Origin of the sequence: Streptomyces sp. NPDC021356 (genome assembly GCF_040641015.1) — a bacterium.
In the GTDB taxonomy this organism is placed as follows: Bacteria; Actinomycetota; Actinomycetes; order Streptomycetales; family Streptomycetaceae; genus Streptomyces.
Genome location: NZ_JBFACU010000019.1, coordinates 22716 through 43118, shown reverse-complemented (window position 1 = coordinate 43118; position 20403 = coordinate 22716). Strand labels below are relative to the sequence as shown.

Annotated in this window: 17 protein-coding genes and 2 pseudogenes; 10 read left to right on the top strand and 9 right to left on the bottom strand. The window is 72.0% G+C overall.

The window, feature by feature from the left end:
* Positions 1–222: 222 nt before the first annotated feature.
* From AB0G56_RS25030 to AB0G56_RS25015, 4 genes are read left to right on the top strand one after another with little or no spacing between them, the layout of a single operon-like run.
* Positions 223–3027 (top strand): nitrate- and nitrite sensing domain-containing protein, encoded by a 2805-nt coding sequence (locus tag AB0G56_RS25030; protein WP_360972922.1) that lies wholly within the window; start codon positions 223–225, stop codon positions 3025–3027.
* 9 nt (positions 3028–3036) lie between these two features.
* Positions 3037–3468 carry a roadblock/LC7 domain-containing protein gene (locus AB0G56_RS25025; protein ID WP_360972920.1) on the top strand — a complete coding sequence of 144 codons (432 nt, stop codon included), beginning with the start codon at positions 3037–3039 and terminating at the stop codon, positions 3466–3468.
* The gene (locus AB0G56_RS25020) at positions 3461–3835 is read left to right on the top strand and encodes a DUF742 domain-containing protein (protein WP_360972918.1); all 375 of its coding nucleotides are present in this window, start codon (positions 3461–3463) and stop codon (positions 3833–3835) included. The genes AB0G56_RS25025 and AB0G56_RS25020 overlap by 8 nt, the downstream gene beginning before the upstream one ends.
* A complete protein-coding gene (locus AB0G56_RS25015; RefSeq protein WP_360972916.1) occupies positions 3816–4424 on the top strand; it encodes an ATP/GTP-binding protein in 609 nt (202 codons plus the stop codon). Before AB0G56_RS25020 ends, AB0G56_RS25015 begins: the two co-directional genes overlap by 20 nt.
* Positions 4425–4478: 54 nt before the next feature.
* Here AB0G56_RS25015 and AB0G56_RS25010 read toward each other — a convergent pair whose 3' ends face one another.
* The 4 genes from AB0G56_RS25010 to kdpF are packed head-to-tail and all read right to left on the bottom strand — an operon-like array spanning position 4479 to position 9047.
* Positions 4479–5150, bottom strand: coding sequence for a potassium-transporting ATPase subunit C (locus AB0G56_RS25010; protein WP_360972914.1), 672 nt, complete (start codon positions 5148–5150; stop codon positions 4479–4481).
* Positions 5151–5155: 5 nt separating this feature from the next.
* Positions 5156–7255: a potassium-transporting ATPase subunit KdpB gene (gene kdpB, locus AB0G56_RS25005; RefSeq protein WP_360972912.1), complete on the bottom strand. Its 2100-nt coding sequence runs from the start codon at positions 7253–7255 to the stop codon at positions 5156–5158.
* A gap of 32 nt (positions 7256–7287) precedes the next feature.
* On the bottom strand, positions 7288–8949 hold the full coding sequence (gene kdpA, locus AB0G56_RS25000; RefSeq protein ID WP_360972910.1) for a potassium-transporting ATPase subunit KdpA: 1662 nt from the start codon (positions 8947–8949) through the stop codon (positions 7288–7290).
* Positions 8950–8957: 8 nt separating this feature from the next.
* Positions 8958–9047: a K(+)-transporting ATPase subunit F gene (gene kdpF / locus AB0G56_RS24995; RefSeq protein WP_009326374.1), complete on the bottom strand. Its 90-nt coding sequence runs from the start codon at positions 9045–9047 to the stop codon at positions 8958–8960.
* A gap of 255 nt (positions 9048–9302) precedes the next feature.
* Between kdpF and AB0G56_RS24990 the strand changes: the two genes are divergently transcribed.
* Positions 9303–9986: a hypothetical protein gene (locus AB0G56_RS24990; protein WP_360972908.1), complete on the top strand. Its 684-nt coding sequence runs from the start codon at positions 9303–9305 to the stop codon at positions 9984–9986.
* Between the two features lie 34 nt (positions 9987–10020).
* Here AB0G56_RS24990 and AB0G56_RS24985 read toward each other — a convergent pair whose 3' ends face one another.
* Both AB0G56_RS24985 and ctaD read right to left on the bottom strand, forming a co-directional pair.
* Complete coding sequence (locus tag AB0G56_RS24985) at positions 10021–10389, bottom strand: cytochrome C oxidase subunit I (protein WP_360972906.1); 369 nt, start codon at positions 10387–10389, stop codon at positions 10021–10023.
* A complete protein-coding gene (gene ctaD, locus AB0G56_RS24980) occupies positions 10386–12065 on the bottom strand; it encodes a cytochrome c oxidase subunit I (RefSeq protein WP_360972904.1) in 1680 nt (559 codons plus the stop codon). Before ctaD ends, AB0G56_RS24985 begins: the two co-directional genes overlap by 4 nt.
* 384 nt (positions 12066–12449) lie before the next feature.
* Between ctaD and AB0G56_RS24975 the strand changes: the two are divergent.
* The 4 genes and pseudogenes from AB0G56_RS24975 to AB0G56_RS24960 all read left to right on the top strand — a co-directional run.
* A pseudogene (locus AB0G56_RS24975) lies at positions 12450–12677 on the top strand (thiamine pyrophosphate-binding protein); the annotation flags it as partial.
* Positions 12678–12771: 94 nt separating this feature from the next.
* A pseudogene (locus tag AB0G56_RS24970) lies at positions 12772–12939 on the top strand (MFS transporter); the annotation flags it as partial.
* A gap of 377 nt (positions 12940–13316) precedes the next feature.
* Positions 13317–14006 carry a hypothetical protein gene (locus AB0G56_RS24965; protein ID WP_360972902.1) on the top strand — a complete coding sequence of 230 codons (690 nt, stop codon included), beginning with the start codon at positions 13317–13319 and terminating at the stop codon, positions 14004–14006.
* A 116-nt stretch (positions 14007–14122) separates the two neighbouring features.
* A complete protein-coding gene (locus AB0G56_RS24960; protein WP_360972900.1) occupies positions 14123–15511 on the top strand; it encodes a condensation domain-containing protein in 1389 nt (462 codons plus the stop codon).
* A 5-nt stretch (positions 15512–15516) separates the two neighbouring features.
* On the opposite strand, the gene AB0G56_RS24955 is transcribed toward AB0G56_RS24960, so the two are convergent.
* From AB0G56_RS24955 to AB0G56_RS24945, 3 genes are all read right to left on the bottom strand, one after another.
* Positions 15517–18207, bottom strand: coding sequence for a SpoIIE family protein phosphatase (locus AB0G56_RS24955; RefSeq protein ID WP_360972899.1), 2691 nt, complete (start codon positions 18205–18207; stop codon positions 15517–15519).
* A 32-nt stretch (positions 18208–18239) separates the two neighbouring features.
* Positions 18240–18860: a TetR/AcrR family transcriptional regulator gene (locus AB0G56_RS24950; protein ID WP_360972897.1), complete on the bottom strand. Its 621-nt coding sequence runs from the start codon at positions 18858–18860 to the stop codon at positions 18240–18242.
* 334 nt (positions 18861–19194) lie between these two features.
* Positions 19195–19416, bottom strand: coding sequence for a hypothetical protein (locus AB0G56_RS24945; protein WP_360972895.1), 222 nt, complete (start codon positions 19414–19416; stop codon positions 19195–19197).
* A gap of 223 nt (positions 19417–19639) precedes the next feature.
* Here AB0G56_RS24945 and AB0G56_RS24940 point away from each other — a divergent pair, with 223 nt between their 5' ends.
* Positions 19640–20332 (top strand): L,D-transpeptidase family protein, encoded by a 693-nt coding sequence (locus AB0G56_RS24940; protein ID WP_360973095.1) that lies wholly within the window; start codon positions 19640–19642, stop codon positions 20330–20332.
* The last annotated feature ends 71 nt before the right edge of the window (positions 20333–20403 follow it).

The window sequence follows — 20403 nt, the reverse complement described above, 5'->3', positions numbered from 1 at the left end:
ACCGCCGCCCGCGACCGGCCCCGGGGCCGTCCGGACGGCGTTCCAACTGGTCTGACGCCGCTGGCCAGTTGCCGTGGACCACACATGACGCTGCGCGATGATCCTGATACGGTGCAGCTCGCGCGACTTCGATCACGGTGAGCCACCAGGCCACAGCGCGGGGGCGTCGGACGTCGCGTTCCCCTGCCCGCACCGCTGAACCGTTGCAGTACGAGGAATCAGATGCCAGGCACCCGCGACCGGCGGACACGTCACCGCGCCGGTACCCCGAGATCACTGCGATCCTCGTTCGTCCTCCCCTTCGTCATCCCCGCTGTCTGCGTCAGCGGCCTGTGGGGATACACGGCGGCCGGACTGGTGGACGACCAGGTCGGGTTGCACACCGACGCCGACCGCGTCTCCTCCGTCGCCCGGCCCGCGCAGGAACTGCTCGCGCGGCTGCAGGACGAGCGCCGGCTCACCGCCATGTGGCAGGCGAGCCGCACGGACGCCGCACGCGCCCGGCTCGACACGGCCCGTGCCAGGACCGACACCGCCCTCGCCGAGTACGGGCGGCACGCCTCGGCCGCGGACACGGCCGCGCTGCGGCGCCGGGCGGGGGCCTACGAGGGCGCGCTGAAGTCGCTGCCGGAGCGCCGGGCGGCGATCGACGCGCGCAAGCTGTCCTCTGCCGACGCCTTCGCGTACTTCACCGACGCCGCCACGCAGGGACTGGCCCTGCTCAGCGCCGCCGTGCGCGGCGACGACGCGGGGTCGGCGCGCGCCGGCTCCGCGACGGTGGCGGTGGCCCGGATCACCGAACTGCTCTCGCGTGAGGACGCCTTGCTCTCCGGGGCCCTGCCCGGGCACCGCATACCGGCCGCCGACCGTGCCGGCTTCGGTCGGTACGCCGCCGTCCAGGAGGCCGCCCGGGAGGGGCTGACCGCCACGGACCTGCCCGGTGGCTCGGCCGCCGCCTACGACCGGATCACCTCCGGGACCCAGTGGCGCACGGTGGGTTCGGTCGAACGGGCCGTCAGTGGCGGTCAGGGCACCGCGCTGCCCCAGGGCGCCACCGCGTGGCCGGCCGCCGCCGAAGGCGTCGTCGGCCAGTTCCAGTCCCTGTCCACCGCGTCCCTGGGCGCGCTGTCCTCGCATGCCACCGACCGGGCCGAGGAGTTGCTGCTGGTCACGCTGCTCGGCAGTGCGGCCACCCTGGCCGCCGTGGCCGCCGCGGCCGTCCTGGCCCTGCGCACCCGGCGTTCGGCGCTCGGGCGGCTCGCCGAGTTCGAGCGGCTGTCCGAGGAGCTGGCCGCGCTGCGGTCGGGCACCGAGCAGCTGGCGGCGTTCCGGCTTCCCGAACTGCTGGCCCGGCTGGAGAAGGGCGAACGCGTCGATCCGGCCGCCCTCGCACCGCAGCGGCAGCAGGCGGGCGACGAGGTCGGCCGGCTGTCCTCGGCGGTCGACCAGCTGGCGCGGGTCGCCGCGGACTCCGTGCTGCGCCAGTCGCAGGGCCGGGAGGGCTCGGACAAGGTCGTCGGCCAGCTCATCCGGCGCGCCCAGGTGCTGATCCACCGGCTGATCGCGCTCCTCGACGACCTGGAGCGCAAGCACGAGGACTCGGACCTGCTCAAGGACATCTTCCGCGTCGACCACCTGGCCACCCGGGTGCGGCGGCACGCGGAGAACCTGATGATCCTCAGCGGCGCCCCGCCGAGCCGCCGCATGACCCGGCCGGTGGCGATCACCGACGTGATGCGCGGCGCGGTGGCGGAGACGGAGCACTACACCCGGGTCAGGGTGCGCAACACACCGGCGGACCGGCGGGTGGCGCTGGCCGGGCGGGCGGTCGCCGACGTCACGCACCTGCTGGCCGAACTCATCGAGAACGGCACCAGTTTCTCCCCGCCGGACACCGAGGTGACGGTCGGCACGACCCGGGTGGCCAAGGGTCTGGCCGTGCACGTCGAGGACCATGGGCTCGGCATGCCCGCACAGCTGCTGGAGCGCGCCAACGAACTGCTCGCCCAGCCGCCCCGGGTCGACATGACGGTGTTCGGCGAGGATCCCCGCCTGGGACACTTCGTGGTGGCCCGGCTGGCCGAGCGGCACGGCATCAAGGTGGTGCTGCGCGAGTCCGACTACGGCGGCACGCTCGCCCTGGTGATGCTGCCCGCCGCGCTGCTGGAGGACGTGGCCTCCCCGGTCGTCGACCAGTTGCAGTCGGCGGCCGTCGCCGCTGGGCGGGCCGTGGAGAGCCCGGCCGACGCCCGGTTGACGAGCGGCGGCCAGGAGGCCGGCACCGGCCGGGAGATCCTGACCGGGGCGGGCCGGCTGGGCCCGGCCGGGGCCGACGAGGTGCTCGTCCACGCGCCGCTCCCCGACCACAACGGCTTTCCCGAGTACGGAGGTGCAGGCCTGTTGCCCCCAGCCGCAGCGGAACACCCCGCGCCGTCGCCGGACTTCGGCCCTCCCGCAGGTACGCCCGCGGACCCGCCCGGCGCGATGCCGGGCCACGTCCCGGCCGGGCAGCCTGCTCCGCCCGTCCCGCCGGCTCCCTCCGTGCCGCCCGCCTCGTACCTGCCCGCGGACCCGTACACGGTCGTGGACCCGTACACGCCCCAGCCCCCCTCCGCGCCGCCGGCCGCCGGTGCACCCGTACGGCGCGGCGCGGTGCCGCGCCAGGAGCGGCCCGTGGCCGCCGCGGATCCCTCGGGGCCGGCCGGGGCGCCGACGGCGCCGACCCCTCCCGCCGTCGCGGACGGCGTGCCGGACGCCTCCCGTCCCCTGACGACCCCCTCGGTACTGCCGCACCGCGTCAGGGGGGCCAGCCTGGCGCAGCAGTTGCGCAGGGAGGCCTCGCAGGCCGAGGACGAACCCGGAGGCGGGGGCGAGGACGACGTGATCTCGCCGGACGCGTCGGCCCGCGCGATGAGCGCCATCCACCAGGGGCTCAAGCGGGCCTGGATGTCCGAGGACGACGACACGCCGCACGGCGCGCACGGGCGGCAGAGCGATGCGGCAGGCCCCCCTGCCCATGAACTGTGAGGACAGGCAATGACTGAGCAGGTACAGACCGGACGTCAGCTGGACTGGCTCCTGGACGGCCTGGTGGACCGGATTCCGGAGATCCGCTGCGCCATCGTGCTCTCCGGGGACGGCCTTCTCATCGGCAAGTCCAAGGACATGCTCCGTGACGACGCCGAGCACCTCTCGGCGGTGGCCTCGGGCGTGCACAGTCTCGCGCGGGGCGCCGCCCGCCACTTCCACAGCGGACGGGTGCAGCAGACGGTCATTCAGATGGACAAGGCGTTCCTTTTCGTGACGGCCGCGGGCAAGGGGGCGCGGCTGGCCGCGCTGGCCTCGGAGGAAGTGGATGTCGGCATGATGGCGTACGAGATGGGCACGCTCGTCAAGCAGGTGGGCCAGTACCTCACGGCCGCCCCGCGCGTGCAGTCCCCGGCCGGCGGCTCCGTCCGGAATGCCTGAACCGCGCCGGCACGACGAAGGGGAGGCCGGGCGCTACTTACGGCCGTACGCCATCACCGGTGGCCGTACCCAGCACAGCCAGCACGCGTTCACCCTCATCACGCTGGTCGTCGCGCGGTCCGCGCGGGAGTCGGGCGCCGCCCATCTGGAGCCGGAGGCGGCCCACATCCTGGATGTGTGCCGCGACCGTGCGCTGGCGGTGGCCGAGATCGCCGCCCTGCTGGACCTGCCGGTGAGCGTGGTCAAGGTGCTGTGCGGCGATCTGCTCGACGCCTCGCTGATCCTGGTGCAGTCGCCACCGGGGCGGGAGAGCCGGCCGAGCGTGGAACTCATCGAAAGGGTGATGGATGGTATCCGTCAGCTCTGACCCCGTCATGCCCACCGCGCTGAAGATACTCATCGCGGGCGGTTTCGGCGTGGGCAAGACCACGATGGTGGCCGCGGTGAGCGAGGTCCCTCCGCTGGAGACGGAGGAGCGGATGACCGAGGTGAGCCTCGGCGTCGACGACCTGTCCGGGGTGGAGGGCAAGGCCTCGACGACGGTGGCGATGGACTTCGGCCGCATCACGATCGGTCCCGAACTGGTGCTGTACCTGTTCGGCACGCCCGGCCAGGACCGGTTCTGGTTCATGTGGGACGACCTGGCCACGGGCGCGCTGGGTGCGGTCGTCCTCGCCGACACGCGCCGGCTGGAGGCCTCGTTCGCCTCGATCGACTTCTTCGAGGAGCGCGGGATCCCGTTCGCCGTGGGCATCAACTGCTTCCACGGACAGCGCGACTGCACGGCCGAGCAGGTCCGGGCGGCCCTCGACCTCGATCCGGCGACGCCCGTCGTCCTGTGCGACGTGCGCGACCGTGCCTCCAGCAAGCAGGTCCTCCTCGGCGTGCTGGAGGCGGCCCGCGCCGCCGCGGCCGCCCGCCTCCACCACCCCTCGGACCGGACGCTGACCGTATGAGGGCGCCGGGCCGGGGGTGACCACGGCGCCCGGGAGCACGGCGCCGGGCCACGCTCAGTGCCGCGCGGCCACGAGGTCCGCGAGGGCGATGTTGAGCCGCAGCACGTTCACCCGGGGCTCGCCCATGAAGCCCAGGGTGCGGCCCTCGGTGTGGTCCGCGACCAGCCGCTCGACCGGGGCGAGGGGCAGTGCGTTGCGTACGGCGACCCGGTGGGCCTGGAGCCGCGCGTACTGCGGGGAGATGTCGGGGTCCAGGCCGGAGCCGGAGGAGGTCACCGCGTCGGCCGGGACGTCGGAGGGATCGACCGTGTAGCCGGGCACCGAGTTGTCCCTGACGACGGCCGCCCGCGCGTCCCGGACCTGCGCGGCCAGCGCCTTGTTGTCGGCGGCCAGGTTGGTGGCACCGGAGACGAGCAGGTGGTACCGGGTGTTGACGCTGTTGGCGGCCAGGCCGTTCGCGGGGCGCCCCTGGAACCACTTCAGGTCGGCCTGCGGGGTCTGCTGCCCCTTCCTCGGGGGAAGGTCGTAGGACTGCCCGATGAGCGCGGAGCCGACGACCCTGCCGTCCGACCTGACCTCGGAGCCGTCGGCCTTGCCGGGGAACAGGCCCTGGGCGATGCCGGTGACGACGAGCGGGTAGACGACGCCGGTCAGCAGGGTCAGGACGAGCAGGGCGCGCAGGCCTGCCCCGAGCAACCGGGCGGTGTTCGTGAAGGAGTTGTTCATGGCGGTCAGCCGATTCCGGGTATGAGGGACAGGAGCAGGTCGATCAGCTTGATGCCGGCGAAGGGGGCGATCAGGCCGCCGATGCCGTAGATGCCGAGGTTGCGGCGGAGCATCCGGTCCGCGCTCATGGGCCGGTAGCGCACGCCCTTCAGGGCGAGCGGCACCAGCGCGACGATGATCAGCGCGTTGAAGACGACGGCGGACAGGATCGCCGAGCTGGGCGAGGACAGGTGCATGATGTTGAGCTTGTCCAGGCCCGGGTAGACCGCGGCGAACAGCGCCGGGATGATCGCGAAGTACTTGGCGACGTCGTTGGCGATGGAGAACGTGGTGAGCGCGCCCCGGGTGATGAGGAGCTGCTTGCCGATCTCGACGATCTCGATGAGCTTGGTCGGGTTGGAGTCGAGGTCGACCATGTTGCCGGCCTCCTTGGCGGCCGACGTGCCCGTGTTCATCGCCACGCCGACGTCCGCCTGGGCGAGGGCGGGTGCGTCGTTGGTGCCGTCGCCGGTCATCGCGACCAGCTTGCCGCCGGCCTGCTCCCGCTTGATGAGGGCCATCTTGTCCTCGGGGGTGGCCTCGGCGAGGAAGTCGTCGACGCCTGCCTCCTCGGCGATCGCCTTGGCCGTGAGCGGGTTGTCGCCGGTGATCATGACGGTCCTGATGCCCATGCGGCGCAGTTCGGCGAACCGTTCGCGCATGCCGTCCTTGACGACGTCCTTGAGGTGGATGACGCCGAGCACGCGGGCGCCGTGCCCGTCCTCGACGGCGACCAGCAGCGGGGTGCCCCCGGCCGCGGAGATGCCGTCCACGAGGGCCCCGGCGTCCGCTCCGACCGTGCCGCCGCGCTCCTCGACCCAGGCGACGACCGAGCCGGCCGCTCCCTTGCGGATCCGGCGGCCGTCGACGTCCACGCCGGACATCCGGGTCTGGGCGGTGAACGTGATCCACTCGGCGCCGGCCAGTTCCCCCTGGTGCCGTTCCCTGAGCCCGTACGCCTCCTTCGCCAGGACGACGACCGAGCGGCCCTCGGGTGTCTCGTCGGCCAGCGACGAGAGCTGGGCCGCGTCGGCGAGTTCGGCCGCGGTGGTGTCGCGCACGGGCACGAACTCGCCGGCCTGCCGGTTGCCCAGGGTGATGGTGCCGGTCTTGTCCAGCAGCAGCGTGGAGACGTCCCCGGCGGCCTCCACGGCCCGTCCGGACATGGCGAGCACGTTGCGCTGCACCAGCCGGTCCATGCCCGCGATGCCGATGGCCGACAGGAGCGCGCCGATCGTGGTCGGGATGAGGCAGACGAGGAGCGCCACCAGCACGACCAGCGTCAGGTGTGTGCCGGCGTGACCGGCGAAGGCCGGCAGGGTGGCGCAGGCCAGCAGGAACACGATGGTCAGGGAGGCCAGCAGGATGTTCAGCGCGATCTCGTTGGGCGTCTTCTGCCGTGCGGCGCCCTCCACCAGGTTGATCATCCGGTCGATGAAGGTCTCGCCCGGCCTGGTGGTGATCTTGACGACGACGCGGTCGGAGAGGACCTTGGTCCCGCCGGTCACCGCGCAGCGGTCGCCGCCGGACTCCCGGATGACCGGTGCGGACTCGCCGGTGATCGCCGACTCGTCGACGCTCGCCACGCCCTCGACGACGTCGCCGTCCCCGGGGATGACCTCCCCGGCCTCGCAGACCACCAGGTCACCGATCCGCAGTTCGGTCCCGGGGACCCGCTCCTCTCCCCCGGCGGCCAGCCGGCGGGCCACGGTGCCCGTCTTGGCCTGGCGCAGCGTGTCGGCCTGGGCCTTGCCCCGCCCCTCGGCGACGGCCTCGGCCAGGCCCGCGAAGAGGACCGTCAGCCACAGCCAGGCGCTGATCGTCCAGCCGAACCAGTCACCGGGGTCCGTGCAGGAGAAGACGGTGGTCAGCACCGAGCCGATCCAGACCACGAACATGACCGGCGACTTGGCCTGCACCCGCGGGTCGAGTTTGCGCAGGGCGTCCGGCAGCGACCTGAGCAGTTGCGCGGGGTCGAACAGGCCCGCGCCGACGCGGCCCGGGGCCTGGGGATGCCCGGTGGGTGCGTCGCGGTGCGGCGCCCGGGTGGGGGTTGCTGTGGACATGGAGTCCTCTTGGCTCTCGGTACGGGTCGTCATCACGCCAGCCCTTCGGCGAGCGGGCCCAGCGCCAGCGCCGGGAAGTAGGTCAGACCGGTGACGATCAGGATCGCGCCCACGAGCAGCCCGGCGAACAGGGGCTTCTCGGTGCGCAGGGTGCCGGCGCTCACCGGCACCGGCCGCTGCTCGGCCAGCGAGCCTGCCAGCGCCAGGACGAACACCATCGGCAGGAACCGGCCGAGCAGCATGGCGAGCCCGGTGGTGGTGTTGAACCAGTCCGTGTTCGCGTTCAGGCCGGCGAACGCCGAGCCGTTGTTGTTCGCGGCGGACGTGTAGGCGTAGAGGATCTCGGAGAAGCCGTGCGCGCCGGGGTTGAGGGCGGAGTGCGGCGGGGTCGGCAGCGCCGTCGACAGGGCGGTGAAGACCAGGACGAGGGCCGGGGTGACGAGGATGTAGCAGGCCGCGAGCTTGATCTGCCGGGAGCCGATCTTCCGGCCCAGGTACTCGGGGGTGCGGCCGACCATGAGGCCCGCGATGAACACCGCGATCACGGCCATGATCAGCATGCCGTAGAGGCCGGATCCGGTGCCGCCGGGCGCGATCTCGCCGAGCATCATGCCCAGCAGGGTGATGCCGCCGCCGAGCCCGGTGAAGGAGGAGTGGAAGGAGTCCACCGCGCCGGTCGAGGTGAGCGTCGTGGCCACGGCGAAGATCGAGGAGGCGCCGACCCCGAACCGGTTCTCCTTGCCCTCCATGGCCCCGCCCGCGAGCTGCAGGGCGCCCTCGTGGTGGGCGAACTCGGTCCACATCATCAGGGCCGTGAAGCCGAGCCAGACGGTGACCATGGCGGCCAGGACGGCACGGCCCTGGCGCACCGAGCCGACCATCAGTCCGAACGTGCGGGTCAGCGCGAACGGAATGACGAGGATCAGGAAGATCTCGAAGAGGTCGGTGAACGGCGTCGGGTTCTCGAAGGGGTGGGCGCTGTTGGCGTTGAAGTAGCCGCCGCCGTTGGTGCCCAGCTCCTTGATGGCCTCCTGGGAGGCGACCGCGCCGCCGTTCCACTGCTGCGAGCCGCCCAGGAACTGGCCGACCTCGTGGATCCCGGAGAAGTTCTGGATCGCGCCGCACGCGACGAGGACGACGGCGGCGAGGGCGGCGACCGGCACGAGGACGCGGACGGTGCCGCGCACCAGGTCGGCCCAGAAGTTGCCCAGTTCACCGGTGCGGGACCGTGTGAAGCCGCGGACCAGCGCGACGGCCACCGCGATGCCCACCGCGGCCGAGACGAAGTTCTGCACGGCCAGACCGGCGGTCTGGACGAGGTGCCCCATGGTCTGCTCGCCGGCGTAGGACTGCCAGTTGGTGTTGGTGACGAAGGACGCCGCCGTGCCGAACGCCTGAGCGGGATCGACGGACCGGAAGCCGAGGGAGAGCGGCAGCACGCCCTGGACGCGCTGGAGCAGGTACAGGAAGAGGACACCGGCCGCGGAGAAGGCGAGGACGGCGCGCAGATACGCGGGCCAGCGCATCTGCGTGTCCGGGTCGGCGCCGATCCCCCGGTAGATCCACCGCTCCACGCGCCAGTGCCGGTCGCAGGAGTAGACCCGGGCCAGGTAGGAGCCGAGGGGGACGTGGGCGAGCGCCAGTGCGGCCACCAGGGCGAGCAACTGGAGCACACCGGCAAGTACGGGACTCATGGCGGGGCTCAGAACCTCTCCGGGAAGATCAGGGCGAGGACGAGGTATCCCAGCAGGGCGACGGCCACGACCAGGCCGACGACGTTCTCGGCGGTCACAGCTTCGTCACCCCCTTGGCGACGAGGGCCACCAGCGCGAAGACCGCGAGTGTGGTGACGACGAAGGCCAGATCGGCCATCGTGAGCTCCTGGAATGAGTGCGGATGCTTCGGACGAGTAGAGGAAATCCCCTCTTCGACCGGATCCCGCCCCCCGTTGACGTCTCTCTTACGGCGCTCACCTCGGCCTTGACGCAGTCCTGACGCCGTCGCCGCCCCGGCGTTTCCTGGGGGAGCCCTCGGGTACGCGGCGGACGTGACCGGCACCGACGCGGACTCCGAGCGGGCCGCCACCGTCACCGTCCGGCCGTACGGCAACCCCCTGCCGCTCGGCTTCTTCGCCTTCGGCATCGGCATGGTCCTGCTCGCCGGGATCGGCCTGGGGCTGGTCACCGGTGACCAGGTGCGGCCGACGGGCATCCTGCTCGCGGTCTTCGTCTTCCCGCTGGAGTTCCTGGCCGCGGTGATGGCCTTCCTGAGCCGTGACACCGCCGCCGCGGCGGCGCTCGGCCTGTTCGCCACCTCGTGGGCCGCGCTGGGGGTGCTGCACGTCGTCGCGCCGGCGCAGGACAGATCTGTCGCCGTCGGCATGTACCTGAGCGCGTTCGCACTCATGCTCGTGCCACTGGCCGTGACCGGCTTCCTGGGCAAGACGCTGCTCGGCGCCGTCCTCACCGTGTCGGCGCTGCGTGCCGCACTGGCGGCGGCCTACCAGCTCGGCGCGCCGCGCGCGGTCGAACTCGCCGACGCCGCCGCGGCACTGCTTCTGGTGGCGCTCGCCCTCTACGCCGGCACCGCCTTCCTCCTGGAGGATCTGCACCGGCGTACGGTCCTGCCGATCCGGCGCCGCGGCGCGGCCCGGCGTGCCATGGAGGAGGGCGCGGACGGGGACAGGCCGCCGCGGCCGCCGCGCGAACCCGGTGTCCGCGGGCAGTTGTGAGCACGCCGGGGCCGGGGGGCCGGGGCCGGTGCGGTCAGGTCCGGGTGACGGCCACCACCACGAGCATGGCGGCGGCGACCACGGTCAGAGCGGCGATCCAGAAGGCGAGGCAGCGGGCGCGCAGCCGCCGGTAGCGCTCCTCGTACTCGCCGCGCAGCGCCCGGCAGCGGTCGGCGACGCGTTGCAGGTCCGCCCGGGCCCGGGTCAGGCAGTCGCGGACGTAGTGGTCCTCGATCTCCTCCCGCTGCGCGGTGGTCAGCCACTGCAGCGGCTCGGTGAAGGCGCGGGCCCGTTCCTCCGCCTCGGCGACGCGGGCCTGCCACAGCAGGTAGCCTTCCACCTGGTCGGCCAGGCGGGCGGGGGTGAACGGCTCCCCGCCGGTGCGTCCCGCCGCGTCCGTCATGCCGGCAGGCCCAGGTTCTCCTGCCGGTCCGCCAGCGACACCTCCGGGTGGTTCAGGTCGAACGCCGGGGACTCGCTGCGGATCATGGGCAGGGTGACGAAGTTGTGCCGCGGCGGCGGGCAGGACGTCGCCCACTCCAGCGAGCGGCCGAAGCCCCACGGGTCGTCGATCTCGACCTTCCGGCCGTACTTGGCCGTCTTCCAGATGTTGTAGAGGAACGGCAGCATCGACAGGCCCAGCAGGAAGGAGCCGATGGTGGAGACCATGTTCAGTCCGGTGAAGCCGTCGGCCGCCAGGTAGTCGGCGTAGCGGCGGGGCATGCCCTCCGCGCCCAGCCAGTGCTGCACCAGGAACGTGGTGTGGAAGCCGATGAAGAGCATCCAGAAGGTCATCTTGCCCAGCCGCTCGTCGAGCATCTTGCCGGTCCACTTCGGCCACCAGAAGTGGAACCCGGCGAACATCGCGAAGACGACCGTGCCGAAGACGACGTAGTGGAAGTGCGCGACCACGAAGTAGCTGTCGGTCACGTGGAAGTCCAGCGGCGGCGAGGCCAGGAGGACACCGGTGAGCCCACCGAAGAGGAAGGTCACCAGGAAGCCGGTCGCCCACAGCATCGGTGTCTCGAAGGACAGCGACCCCTTCCACATGGTGCCGATCCAGTTGAAGAATTTCACCCCGGTCGGCACCGCGATCAGGAAGCTCATGAAGGAGAAGAAGGGCAGGAGCACCGCGCCGGTGGGGAACATGTGGTGCGCCCACACCGTCACCGAGAGACCCGCGATCGAGATCGTCGCACCGACCAGGCCCATGTAGCCGAAGATGGGCTTGCGGGCGAAGACCGGGATGATCTCGGTGACGATGCCGAAGAACGGCAGCGCGATGATGTACACCTCTGGATGGCCGAAGAACCAGAAGAGGTGCTGCCACAGGATCGCACCACCATTGGCCGGATCGAACACATGGGCGCCGAACTTCCGATCCGCTTCCAGCACCAGCAGAGCGGCCGCCAGGACAGGGAAGGCGAACAGCACCAGGACGCTGGTGAGCATCACGTTCCAGGTGAAGATCGGCATGCGGAACATGGTCATGCCCGGGGCGCGCATGGTGACGATCGTGGTGATGAAGTTGACCGCGCCGAGGATCGTGCCGAAGCCCGACAGGGCCAGACCCATGATCCACAGATCACCGCCGACGTTGGGCGAGTGGTGCGAGTCGTTCAGGGGCGAGTACGCGAACCATCCGAAGTCGGCCGCGCCGTCCGGGGTGAGGAAGCCGCTCACCGCGATCAGCGAGCCCAGCAGATACAGCCAGTAGGCGAGCATGTTCAGCCGGGGGAAGGCCACGTCGGGAGCGCCGATCTGCAACGGCATGATCCAGTTTGTGAAGCCCGAGAACAGCGGCGTCGCGAACATCAGCAGCATGACCGTGCCGTGCATCGTGAAGGCCTGGTTGAACTGCTCGGTGGAGACGATCTGCAGGCCCGGGCGGGCCAGCTCGGCGCGCATCACCAGCGCCAGGATGCCGCCGAACAGGAAGAACGCGAACGAGGTGATCAGGTACAGCGATCCGATCGTCTTGTGATCGGTCGTCGTCACCCACTTCACCACCACGGCTCCGGGTCGCAGGCGACGACGGGGACCGGTGGTTTCCGGTGTGATGTGCTGAACGTCTGTCATGCGGCCCGTAACACGCTTTCTCTCAAGACATGGATGCGTGAGTTCCGCGGGACTGTCCGCAGGGCTCTTCACAATCCTGGCGTCCTGGGGGGCGCGAAGCGTCTTCTGCCGTCGCCGGGATGGCCCAATACCGGCCGGAATGCACCCGGTCGGCCCACGCCTCGGCCGACTCCGTCGGGGTGTCCACCCGGTGCCCTCCGGCGCCGGGCCGGTCGAGGTCGCCGCGGCGCGGTTGCCGTTCCGCGTCGTCCACGTCGAGCGGCCGGACGGTGGGCGGGGTCCCTCACATCGATCGACTCCGCAGCGGCGGTCCGGAACGTGTGTGGGCGTCCCTGCCGGGCCGTGGCCTGGCGTGCGGTGCGTCACTTGCGAAAGGAACAGCCGGTGTCCTCCGTTCGTCGTGTCTCCCACGAGTTCCTGAAGCGCCAGGGGCTCACCACCGTGTTCGGCAACCCCGGTTCGGACGAACTGCCGTTCCTCGCCCACCTGCCCGCCGGGTTCCGCTACGTCCTCGGTCTGCACGAGGGCGCCGTCGTGGGCATGGCGGAGGGCTACGCGCAGGCCACCGGGCGCCCGGTGCTGGTCAACCTGCACGCCGCCGCCGGCTCCGGGCCGCCCTCGCAGAGCGCCCGGAGGGGCCGCGGCTGATCCAGGTGGACACGGTGCTCACGACGCCTTCCTGACCCGGAACACGACGATCGCGAGCACTGTGCTGCTCTTCTCCGTCTTCGCGTTGCTGGTGTCGCCGGCCGGCGCGGTGACGGTGTTCGCGCTGCTGCGTCCGGTCGCCGGAATCGGCCTGGGCGCCTGTATGCCGGTGTCGCCGACCATGACGGCCGAGCACATGCCGGCCGCCCGGCGGGCGGGCGCGTCCGGGCGACGGCCGCGACGACGAGACCGGCGGCGCCGAGGCCGTAGGAGAGGATTTGCACCGCGAACCAGCCGAGCACGGTGCCCTTGCTGCCCCGGCGGCCGGCGACGAATCCGCCGACGACACCGCCGCCCTGCCCCGCGCCACGGCGAGCACCGGGTGAGCCGTCTCGGGGCGACCCCTGACTCGGCGTCAGGGGCCGGTCAGGGAAGGGCCGGGGATGTCACGGATGGTGGCGGCCCGGTGCGGCTCGGCAGTCTGGGGTCATGCCGAAGATCACCGCACACGCCCCTCGCCCCCCGCGCACCGGAACGGCCGGCCCCTTCCGGTCCGGCCGCACCGGGCGCCCTGTCCGACGCGTCCTCCGCCTCGCTCCGACCGTGGCCGGAGCGGCCCTGGCCGGTGCGATCGCTCTGACGGGCCTGGCGAGCGCGCCTGTCGCGAGCGCCGCCGAGGCCCTGCCGGACTTCGCCGACTGCCCCGCTCTCCCGGCCGGCGTGGACCCGGGCAGCTGGCGGTGCGAAGTGCACTCCGCCGCGCCCCGGTTGACGATGGGGAACGTCACCGTGACGCTCGCGCCGATCACGATGACCCACGCCGAGGGACCGATGCCCGACGGATCGCAGGGACAGGTGTGGGGTGCGATGCACACCGCGGCGACCCCCGTGCCCGGCGGGCTCACCGGCACCGCGGCAGCCGGACAGCCGCCACTGCCCGGCCTCGCGATACACCCCGAGTACGGCGGCCGGTCCGACTTCTACACGGGACGGTTCAGCCTCCGCTTCCGGCTGGTGGGTCCGCTGCTGCCCCGGGCCTGCGTGATCGGCTCGGCGGAGCCGGTCGACTTCGCCCTGAAGCGGCCCAGCCCCTCGGAATGGGTGTCGACGAACCCGCCCGTGATCAAGTTCTCGGCGTACGACGACACCTTCGCCGCCCCGGCCGCCGAGCACTGCGGTCCGCTGACGAGGGCCCTGGACCGGCGGCTCGGTCTGCCGGCGCCGAGCGGCAACCTGATGAGCTACGACGCGACCTACACGTTCCGGACCTACGACCGGTTGCCCACCCGCTGAGACGTCCCCGAACGAGTGGCGCCGGAGATCGAACGGCGCCCGGCGACCCGCAACCCCTCGTGCCCGTACGCAGTTGCTTCCCTGTACCCCCTCTGCAACGGAGGCTTGCCTTGCGTATGACCGACATCCAGCGCTGCGAGGTCCGGCCGGGACGGCTGGTCGAGTGGACACTCGATCCGGCGGCCGTCGAGGCCGCGTCCGCTCTGCCGGACGATTCCCGTCCGCCGGCGTACATCCAGGAGTCGCACATCAGGACGGCCAGGTCCGTTCGCGAGGGCGGGCTGTTCGTGCCGACCTGGCTGGGCACCGCGTTCGACGTCCCCGGCAGAGTCGATCTGGACGCCCTCGGTGAGGCCCTGCGCGGCTGGATGCTCCGGCACGAGACGCTGCGCAGCGGCTTCCGCTGGTCCGGTGACGACATGCGGCGGTTCACTCTCGATGCCGGGGACGTGGCACTGCGGCGCGAGTCGGTCGGTGACTTCTCCGACGCGGACGCGCTGGCGGGGCACCTGCAGGACCGTTTCGACGTGACGGCGGACGCGTTGCGCTGGCCGAACTTCCTCTTCTCGGCGGTCGTCAGGGACGACGGCGCGAGTGTGTACATGGCGTTCGACCACAGCAACGTGGACTCCTACTCGGTCCAGCGTATCCCCGCAGAGATCCATGAGCTGTACTCGGCGGGCGTCGCGGGCGACCGTCCGCAGCCGCGTCCGGTCAGCAGCTATGTCGACTTCTGCCGGACCGAACGGGCCAGCGCGGACGAACTGGACCGCGCCGACGCCGTCGTGGAGCGCTGGCGGGAGTTCATCGGCCGGTGCGACGGCCGGCTGCCGAACTTCCCCCTCGATCTCGGCCTGGATCCCGGCGGCCCGCTGCCCCGCCAGAAACTCATGCGCGAGATGCTCGTGGACGCCGACGACGCGGCCGGTTTCGAGGCGTACTGCCGTCCCTTCGGCGGGAGCCTGGTCGGTGTCCTGGCGGCCACGAGTCTCATCGTCCACGAGATCGGCGGTCAGCCGGTCTACCGGACCGTCGTCCCCTTCCACACGAGGAGGAAGTCGCAGTGGATGGACTCCGTGGGCTGGTACGTCGGCGGCGCGCCGATCGAGATCGACACCGCCCTGGCGGCGGACTTCCCCGCCCTGCTGCGGATGGTGAGCACGCGGCTGCGCGCCGGCAGGTCCCTGGCCCGCATGCCCCTGGCCCGGGTGCTGCGGCTGCTCGGGTCCGACTTCCGCCCGACCTCCCCCGATCTCTATTCGATCGTCTCGTTCGTCGACGCCCGGGGCATCCCGGGGTCCGAACGCTGGGCCGAGCTGAAGGCCTACGGCCTGATCAGGGTGTCCTACGGGGACCAGGTGTGCGCGTGGGTCAACCGGCTGCACGAGGGGCTGCAGTTCGCGAGCCGCTATCCGGACACCGACGTCGCGTACAAGAACATGCGGTTGTACGTCGAGCAGTTGCGGGAGGTGATCGTCTCGGTGGCGCGTTCTCAGGGGGCCTGAGTGTTCTACGGCTCCGGCGGCCCGTCCGGCAGGGCCAGTTCCGCCCAGATCACCTTGCCCCCCGGGGTGTACCGGGTGCCCCAGCGTTCGGTCGTCCGTGCCACGAGGAACAGGCCCCGGCCGCCCTCCTCGGTGGTCGCCGCGTGGCGCAGGTGCGGGGAGGCGCTGGTGCCGTCGGAGACCTCGCAGATCAGGGTGCGGTCGTGGATCAGGCGGACGTGGATCGGCGCGGAACCGTAGCGGATGGCGTTGGTGACGAGTTCGCTGAGGACGAGTTCCAGGCCGAAACCCAGCTCGGCGAGGCCCCATTCGTCCAGCTTGGCGCAGGCGGCGACGCGGGTCTTGGCGACGGCGGCCGGGTCGGGCGGCACGTCCCAGTCGGCGATCCGCGCGGCCGGCAGGGCGCGGGTGCGGGCGACGAGCAGGGCGACGTCGTCCTTGGGCCGGGCGGGCAGCAGCGCCTCCAGCGCGGCCTGGCAGCTCTGTTCCGGCGTCCGCTCGGGGTGGCCTGCGAGGGCTTCGCGCAGCAGTTCCATGCCCTCGTCGAGGTCGCGGTGACGGTCCTCGATGAGACCGTCGGTGTACAGGACGATCTGGGTGCCCTCCTCCAGGTCCAGTTCGGCCGTGCGGAAGGGCATGCCGCCCAGCCCGAGCGGCGGCCCGGACGGCAGGTCGGGGAAGTCGACGCTGCCGTCGGGGCGGACCAGCGCGGGGGCGAGGTGGCCGGCGCGCGCCATGGCGCAGCGGCGGCCGACGGGGTCGTAGATCGCGTACAGGCAGGTGGCGCCGACGATGTCCGCGGCGGTCTCCGGGCAGGCCTCGTCCTGGTCGATGCGGCCGACCAGGTCGTCGAGGTGGCTCAGCAGTTCGTCGGGGGGCAGGTCGAGCGTGGCGAAGTTGTGCACCGCTGTGCGCAGGCGGCCCATGGTGGCGGCGGCGTGCAGACCGTGGCCGACCACGTCTCCGACGACGAGTGCCACCCGGCCGCCCGGCAGGGGGATCACGTCGAACCAGTCTCCGCTGACGCCGGACTGGGCGGGCAGGTAGCGGTATCCGGCGTCGACGGCGCTGTGGTCCGGGAGCGCCCGGGGCAGCAGACTGCGCTGGAGGGTGACGGCCAGGGCGTGCTCGCGGGCGAAGCGGCGGGCGTTGTCGATGCTGACGGCGGCGCGGGCCACGAGTTCCTCGGCCAGGGACAGTTCCTCCTCCTCGAAGGGGCCGTGTTCCTTGGCGCGCCAGAAGTTGGCCACGCCGAGGACGGCGCCGCGGGCCCGGATCGGGGCCGTGAGAAGCGAGTTGATGCCGTAGTCGACGATCCGCCCGGCGCGTTCGGGGTCCTGTGCCTGCCAGTCGGCGGCCGACGACAGGTCGGGCACCAGTTCGGGCCGGCCGCTGCCGCAGCCGCGGGCCTGGGGCGTGGAGGGCAGGAAGTCGATCAGCCGGCCCTTCTCGTAGAGCGGGTGGTCGTCCCGTACGCCGCGCACGGCGACGCGGCGCATCCCGGTGGCCGCGGGGTCCGGTTCCTCGCCGCGCAGTACGGCGTCGTCGAGGTCCACGGTGACGAAGTCGGCGAAGCGGTCGACGGTGACCTGGGCGAGTTCGTCGGCGGTGCGGGCGACGTCGAGGGTGGTGCCGATGCCCAGGCCGGCGTCGTAGAGGAGTTCGAGCCGTTCCCGGGCGGCCTCGGCGCGGCCGGACAGTGCCTGCAGTTCGGTGGAGTCGCGCAGCGTGACGACGGTGCCGGCGGGTCCCCCGTCACGGTCGGTGGGCCGCTGGTTGACGGCGAGCAGCAGTCCCCCGGCGAGGTGGACCTCGTCCGTGGCCTCCCGGCCGGACGCGAGCAGTGCGACGGTCTCGGGCTGGAGTTTCGGCAGGTGTGTCACGTGTCTGCCCTCGGCGTCCGGCGGAAGGTCGAGGAGCCTTCGGGCCTCGTCGTTGGCGAGCAGCAACCGCCCGTCACCGCCGACGATGAGCACTCCTTCGCGCACGGAGTGCAGGACGGCGTCGTGGTGGTCGTACATGCGGGTCATCTCGGCGGGGCCGAGGCTGTGGGTCTGGCGGCGCAGCCGCCGGCCCACCAGCGCCGTCACGGCCGTGGCCAGGCCGAGTGCCACGGCTCCGGCGGTGAGGATGATCGGGATCTGCCGGTACACCTGCCCGGTGACGTTCTTGACCTTCAGCCCGGCGGAGACCAGGGCGACCACGTGGCCCGCGCGGTCCTCGACGGGGACGGTGGCCTGCACCTCGTGCCCGAGCGGTCCGTGCACGCTCTCCGTGCGGACCTTCCCCGCCAGGGAGGGGCCGATACTGCCGACGAAGCGCTTGCCGATGCGGTCGGGCAGGGGGTGGGTGTACCGGATGCCGTGGGTGTCCATGACGACGATGAAGTCGACGCCCGCCGCGGTGCGTCCGGCCTCCGTCAGGGGCTGGAGCACGGTCGAGGGGGCGGGTGCGCGCAGCGCGGCGAGGACGCCCGGGGCGTGGGCGAAGGTCTGGGCGACGGCCACGGACCGGCGTTCGGCCTCGGCACCGGTGTCCCGCTCGGACTGCAGGACGAGGGCGACGACGGCGCCGATCACCAGCAGCACCACGAGGGCCACCTGAAGGACGAACACCTGTCCGGCAACGCTTCGTGGACTCTTTCCCACCAGCGACCGCCCCGGTATACGTCGAAGACGGGCAAAACGGTCTGCCATCCGGCCTTTCTAGCATCGACCCACCCAAGTCGTCACGACTTGGGCGCATGATCCTTGCCGGATACCGCTCTGTGAGACGCGCCGGAGAGCACGGCGGGGTCGCGCAGCAGGGCGTCGAGGCGGTCGAGGACCCAGGCCCAGGTCTCCTCGGAGTCGGGGGCGCTGTGGCTGAAGCCGCCGGCGAGCTCCAGGCTCACGTAGCCGTGGAAGACGCTGCCGAGCAGCCGGACGGCGTGGGTCTCCTCCGGTTCCGCCAGGTGGTAGCCGCGCAGGATCGCCCGGGTCATCTGGGCGTGCCGCACTCCCGCACTGGCGGCCGCCGTCTGCGCGTCGAGGGGGAGCCGGGCGGCGGCGTAGCGGCCGGGGTGCTCACGGGCGTAGGTGCGCTGCACGTCGGCGTAGGCGGCCAGCGCCTCCTGGCCGGCCCGGCCGGCCAGGGCGTCGGCCGCCCGGTCGGCCAGCTCCTCCAGGGCCAGCAGGGCGATCCGGGTCTTGAGGTCCTGCGAGTTCTTCAGGTGCGAGTACAGGCTCGCGACCTTCACGTCGAACCGTCTGGCGAGCGCCGAGACGGTCACCTGTTCGAAGCCGACCTCGTCGGCCAGCTCCGCTCCGGCCCGGACCAGTCGTTCGGTGGTGAGTCCAGCGCGTGGCACAGTGATCCCTTCGGTTCCCTGAAGGGATTGTGCACTTCCCTAAATTCCTTAGGCAAGTGAGCACGGGACTGCCCGCACGGCACGGTCCGCCGTGCGCGGCCGGCTCCGCGGGCCCCCGGCGCGTCGCGCCCCACAGCAGACTCCACACCGGCACCGGCACCGGCACCAGCGGCACCAGCGGCACCAGCGGCACCAGCGGCACCAGCGGCACCAGCGGCACCAGCGGCACCAGCGGAGGGTGTCCGGGGCCGGCAGCCTCAACCGCCGCGCAACGGAAGGGGCCTGCCCGACGGAAAGACCTCCCCGTCGAACAGGCCACTGCCGCACGGACCGGCTACTGCTCCGTGCCGGCGGGAGAGCTGACGGCCGGTGGAGCGGTCATCAGCTTCCCGAACAAGGCCATGCACGTGGAACAGTGACCGGCCCGCTGCGCGCTCGCCCCGTCGACGCGCCGGCCGAGCCGCCTGCCGCAGAGCGTGGTCACCGTGTTCTTGGCCATGACATGCCACACCAGCGCGCCGCCCGGTTTCTCGGCTCCTGCACACATCTCATACATGATCGGCTCCCTTGATGGACGCCTCTCTCACCTCAGGAGACACCCGATCAGCCCTGGGGGCGCTGCCACGGAGGGCCATTCGGGTGACGGACACCACCTGTGGGCGGGGCCCGAACCGCGCGGCCCCGATGGAATCATGGGCGCCATGCGAAACGGCGGTGCCCTGCGACAAGGCGGTGCGATACGGACGATGGTCGCGGTGGCGGCCTGCGGAGCGCTGGCGATGTCCCTGACCGCCTGCGGCGGTTCGGGCCACGCGCGCGCGGACGGAGATACGGGCGGACCGGACGGAGAGACGGCCGGAACCGGCGCCGGTGCGCCGCCCGGTACGGCGCCGACCCGCGTGCCCGGCATCGGCGACCGGCTGTGGCGGCGTGTCCCGGCCGGTACCCGCCAGGTGGTCGCCGTCTACGGCGCGGGCCCCGACTCCCCCGACTCGACGGTACGGGTCTTCACCAAAAGTGGCTCCTCCTGGAAGCAACTGCGTTCCTGGGCAGCGCACAACGGCAGGAAGGGCTGGACGTCCGACCACCACGAAGGCGACCAGCGCACTCCCGTGGGCGTGTTCACCCTGAGCGACGCGGGCGGTGTGCTGGCGGACCCCGGGACCCGGCTGCCGTACACCCGGTCGGCCTCGTTCCAGGCGCCCCACTACTGGAACAAGAACTCCTGGCACGACTTCGACTACGTCATCGCGATCGACTACAACCGCGTCCGGGGCACCTCACCCAATGACCCCACCAGGCCCCAGGGAGAGCACAAGGGCGGCAGCGTCTGGCTGCACATGGACCACGGCAGCGGTACGTCCGCGTGCGTGAGCCAGTCCGAGGAGGACATGCGCTACCTGCTGCGCACGCTCGACCCGCGCCTGCACCCGGTCGTCGTCATGGGGGACTCCCGCGACCTCGCGGCCTGACCCGGCGCGCACCCGACGCGCCCGGCAGCGGCCGGCCACGCCCCCTGCGGCGTCCACGAACCGGACGGGCC

What these genes read in the sequence shown, in the direction of transcription:
- AB0G56_RS25030 (WP_360972922.1), top strand. Translation starts at nt 223, where the DNA reads ATGCCAGGCACCCGCGACCGGCGGACACGTCACCGCGCCGGTACCCCG.
- kdpA (WP_360972910.1), bottom strand. Translation starts at nt 8,949, where the DNA reads ATGAGTCCCGTACTTGCCGGTGTGCTCCAGTTGCTCGCCCTGGTGGCC.
- AB0G56_RS24955 (WP_360972899.1), bottom strand. Translation starts at nt 18,207, where the DNA reads ATGGCAGACCGTTTTGCCCGTCTTCGACGTATACCGGGGCGGTCGCTG.
- AB0G56_RS24985 (WP_360972906.1), bottom strand. Translation starts at nt 10,389, where the DNA reads ATGACGGACGCGGCGGGACGCACCGGCGGGGAGCCGTTCACCCCCGCC.
- AB0G56_RS25010 (WP_360972914.1), bottom strand. Translation starts at nt 5,150, where the DNA reads ATGAACAACTCCTTCACGAACACCGCCCGGTTGCTCGGGGCAGGCCTG.
- AB0G56_RS24940 (WP_360973095.1), top strand. Translation starts at nt 19,640, where the DNA reads ATGTCCCTGACCGCCTGCGGCGGTTCGGGCCACGCGCGCGCGGACGGA.
- AB0G56_RS25020 (WP_360972918.1), top strand. Translation starts at nt 3,461, where the DNA reads ATGCCTGAACCGCGCCGGCACGACGAAGGGGAGGCCGGGCGCTACTTA.
- AB0G56_RS25025 (WP_360972920.1), top strand. Translation starts at nt 3,037, where the DNA reads ATGACTGAGCAGGTACAGACCGGACGTCAGCTGGACTGGCTCCTGGAC.
- AB0G56_RS25015 (WP_360972916.1), top strand. Translation starts at nt 3,816, where the DNA reads ATGGTATCCGTCAGCTCTGACCCCGTCATGCCCACCGCGCTGAAGATA.
- kdpB (WP_360972912.1), bottom strand. Translation starts at nt 7,255, where the DNA reads ATGTCCACAGCAACCCCCACCCGGGCGCCGCACCGCGACGCACCCACC.
- AB0G56_RS24945 (WP_360972895.1), bottom strand. Translation starts at nt 19,416, where the DNA reads ATGTATGAGATGTGTGCAGGAGCCGAGAAACCGGGCGGCGCGCTGGTG.
- ctaD (WP_360972904.1), bottom strand. Translation starts at nt 12,065, where the DNA reads ATGACAGACGTTCAGCACATCACACCGGAAACCACCGGTCCCCGTCGT.
- AB0G56_RS24960 (WP_360972900.1), top strand. Translation starts at nt 14,123, where the DNA reads ATGACCGACATCCAGCGCTGCGAGGTCCGGCCGGGACGGCTGGTCGAG.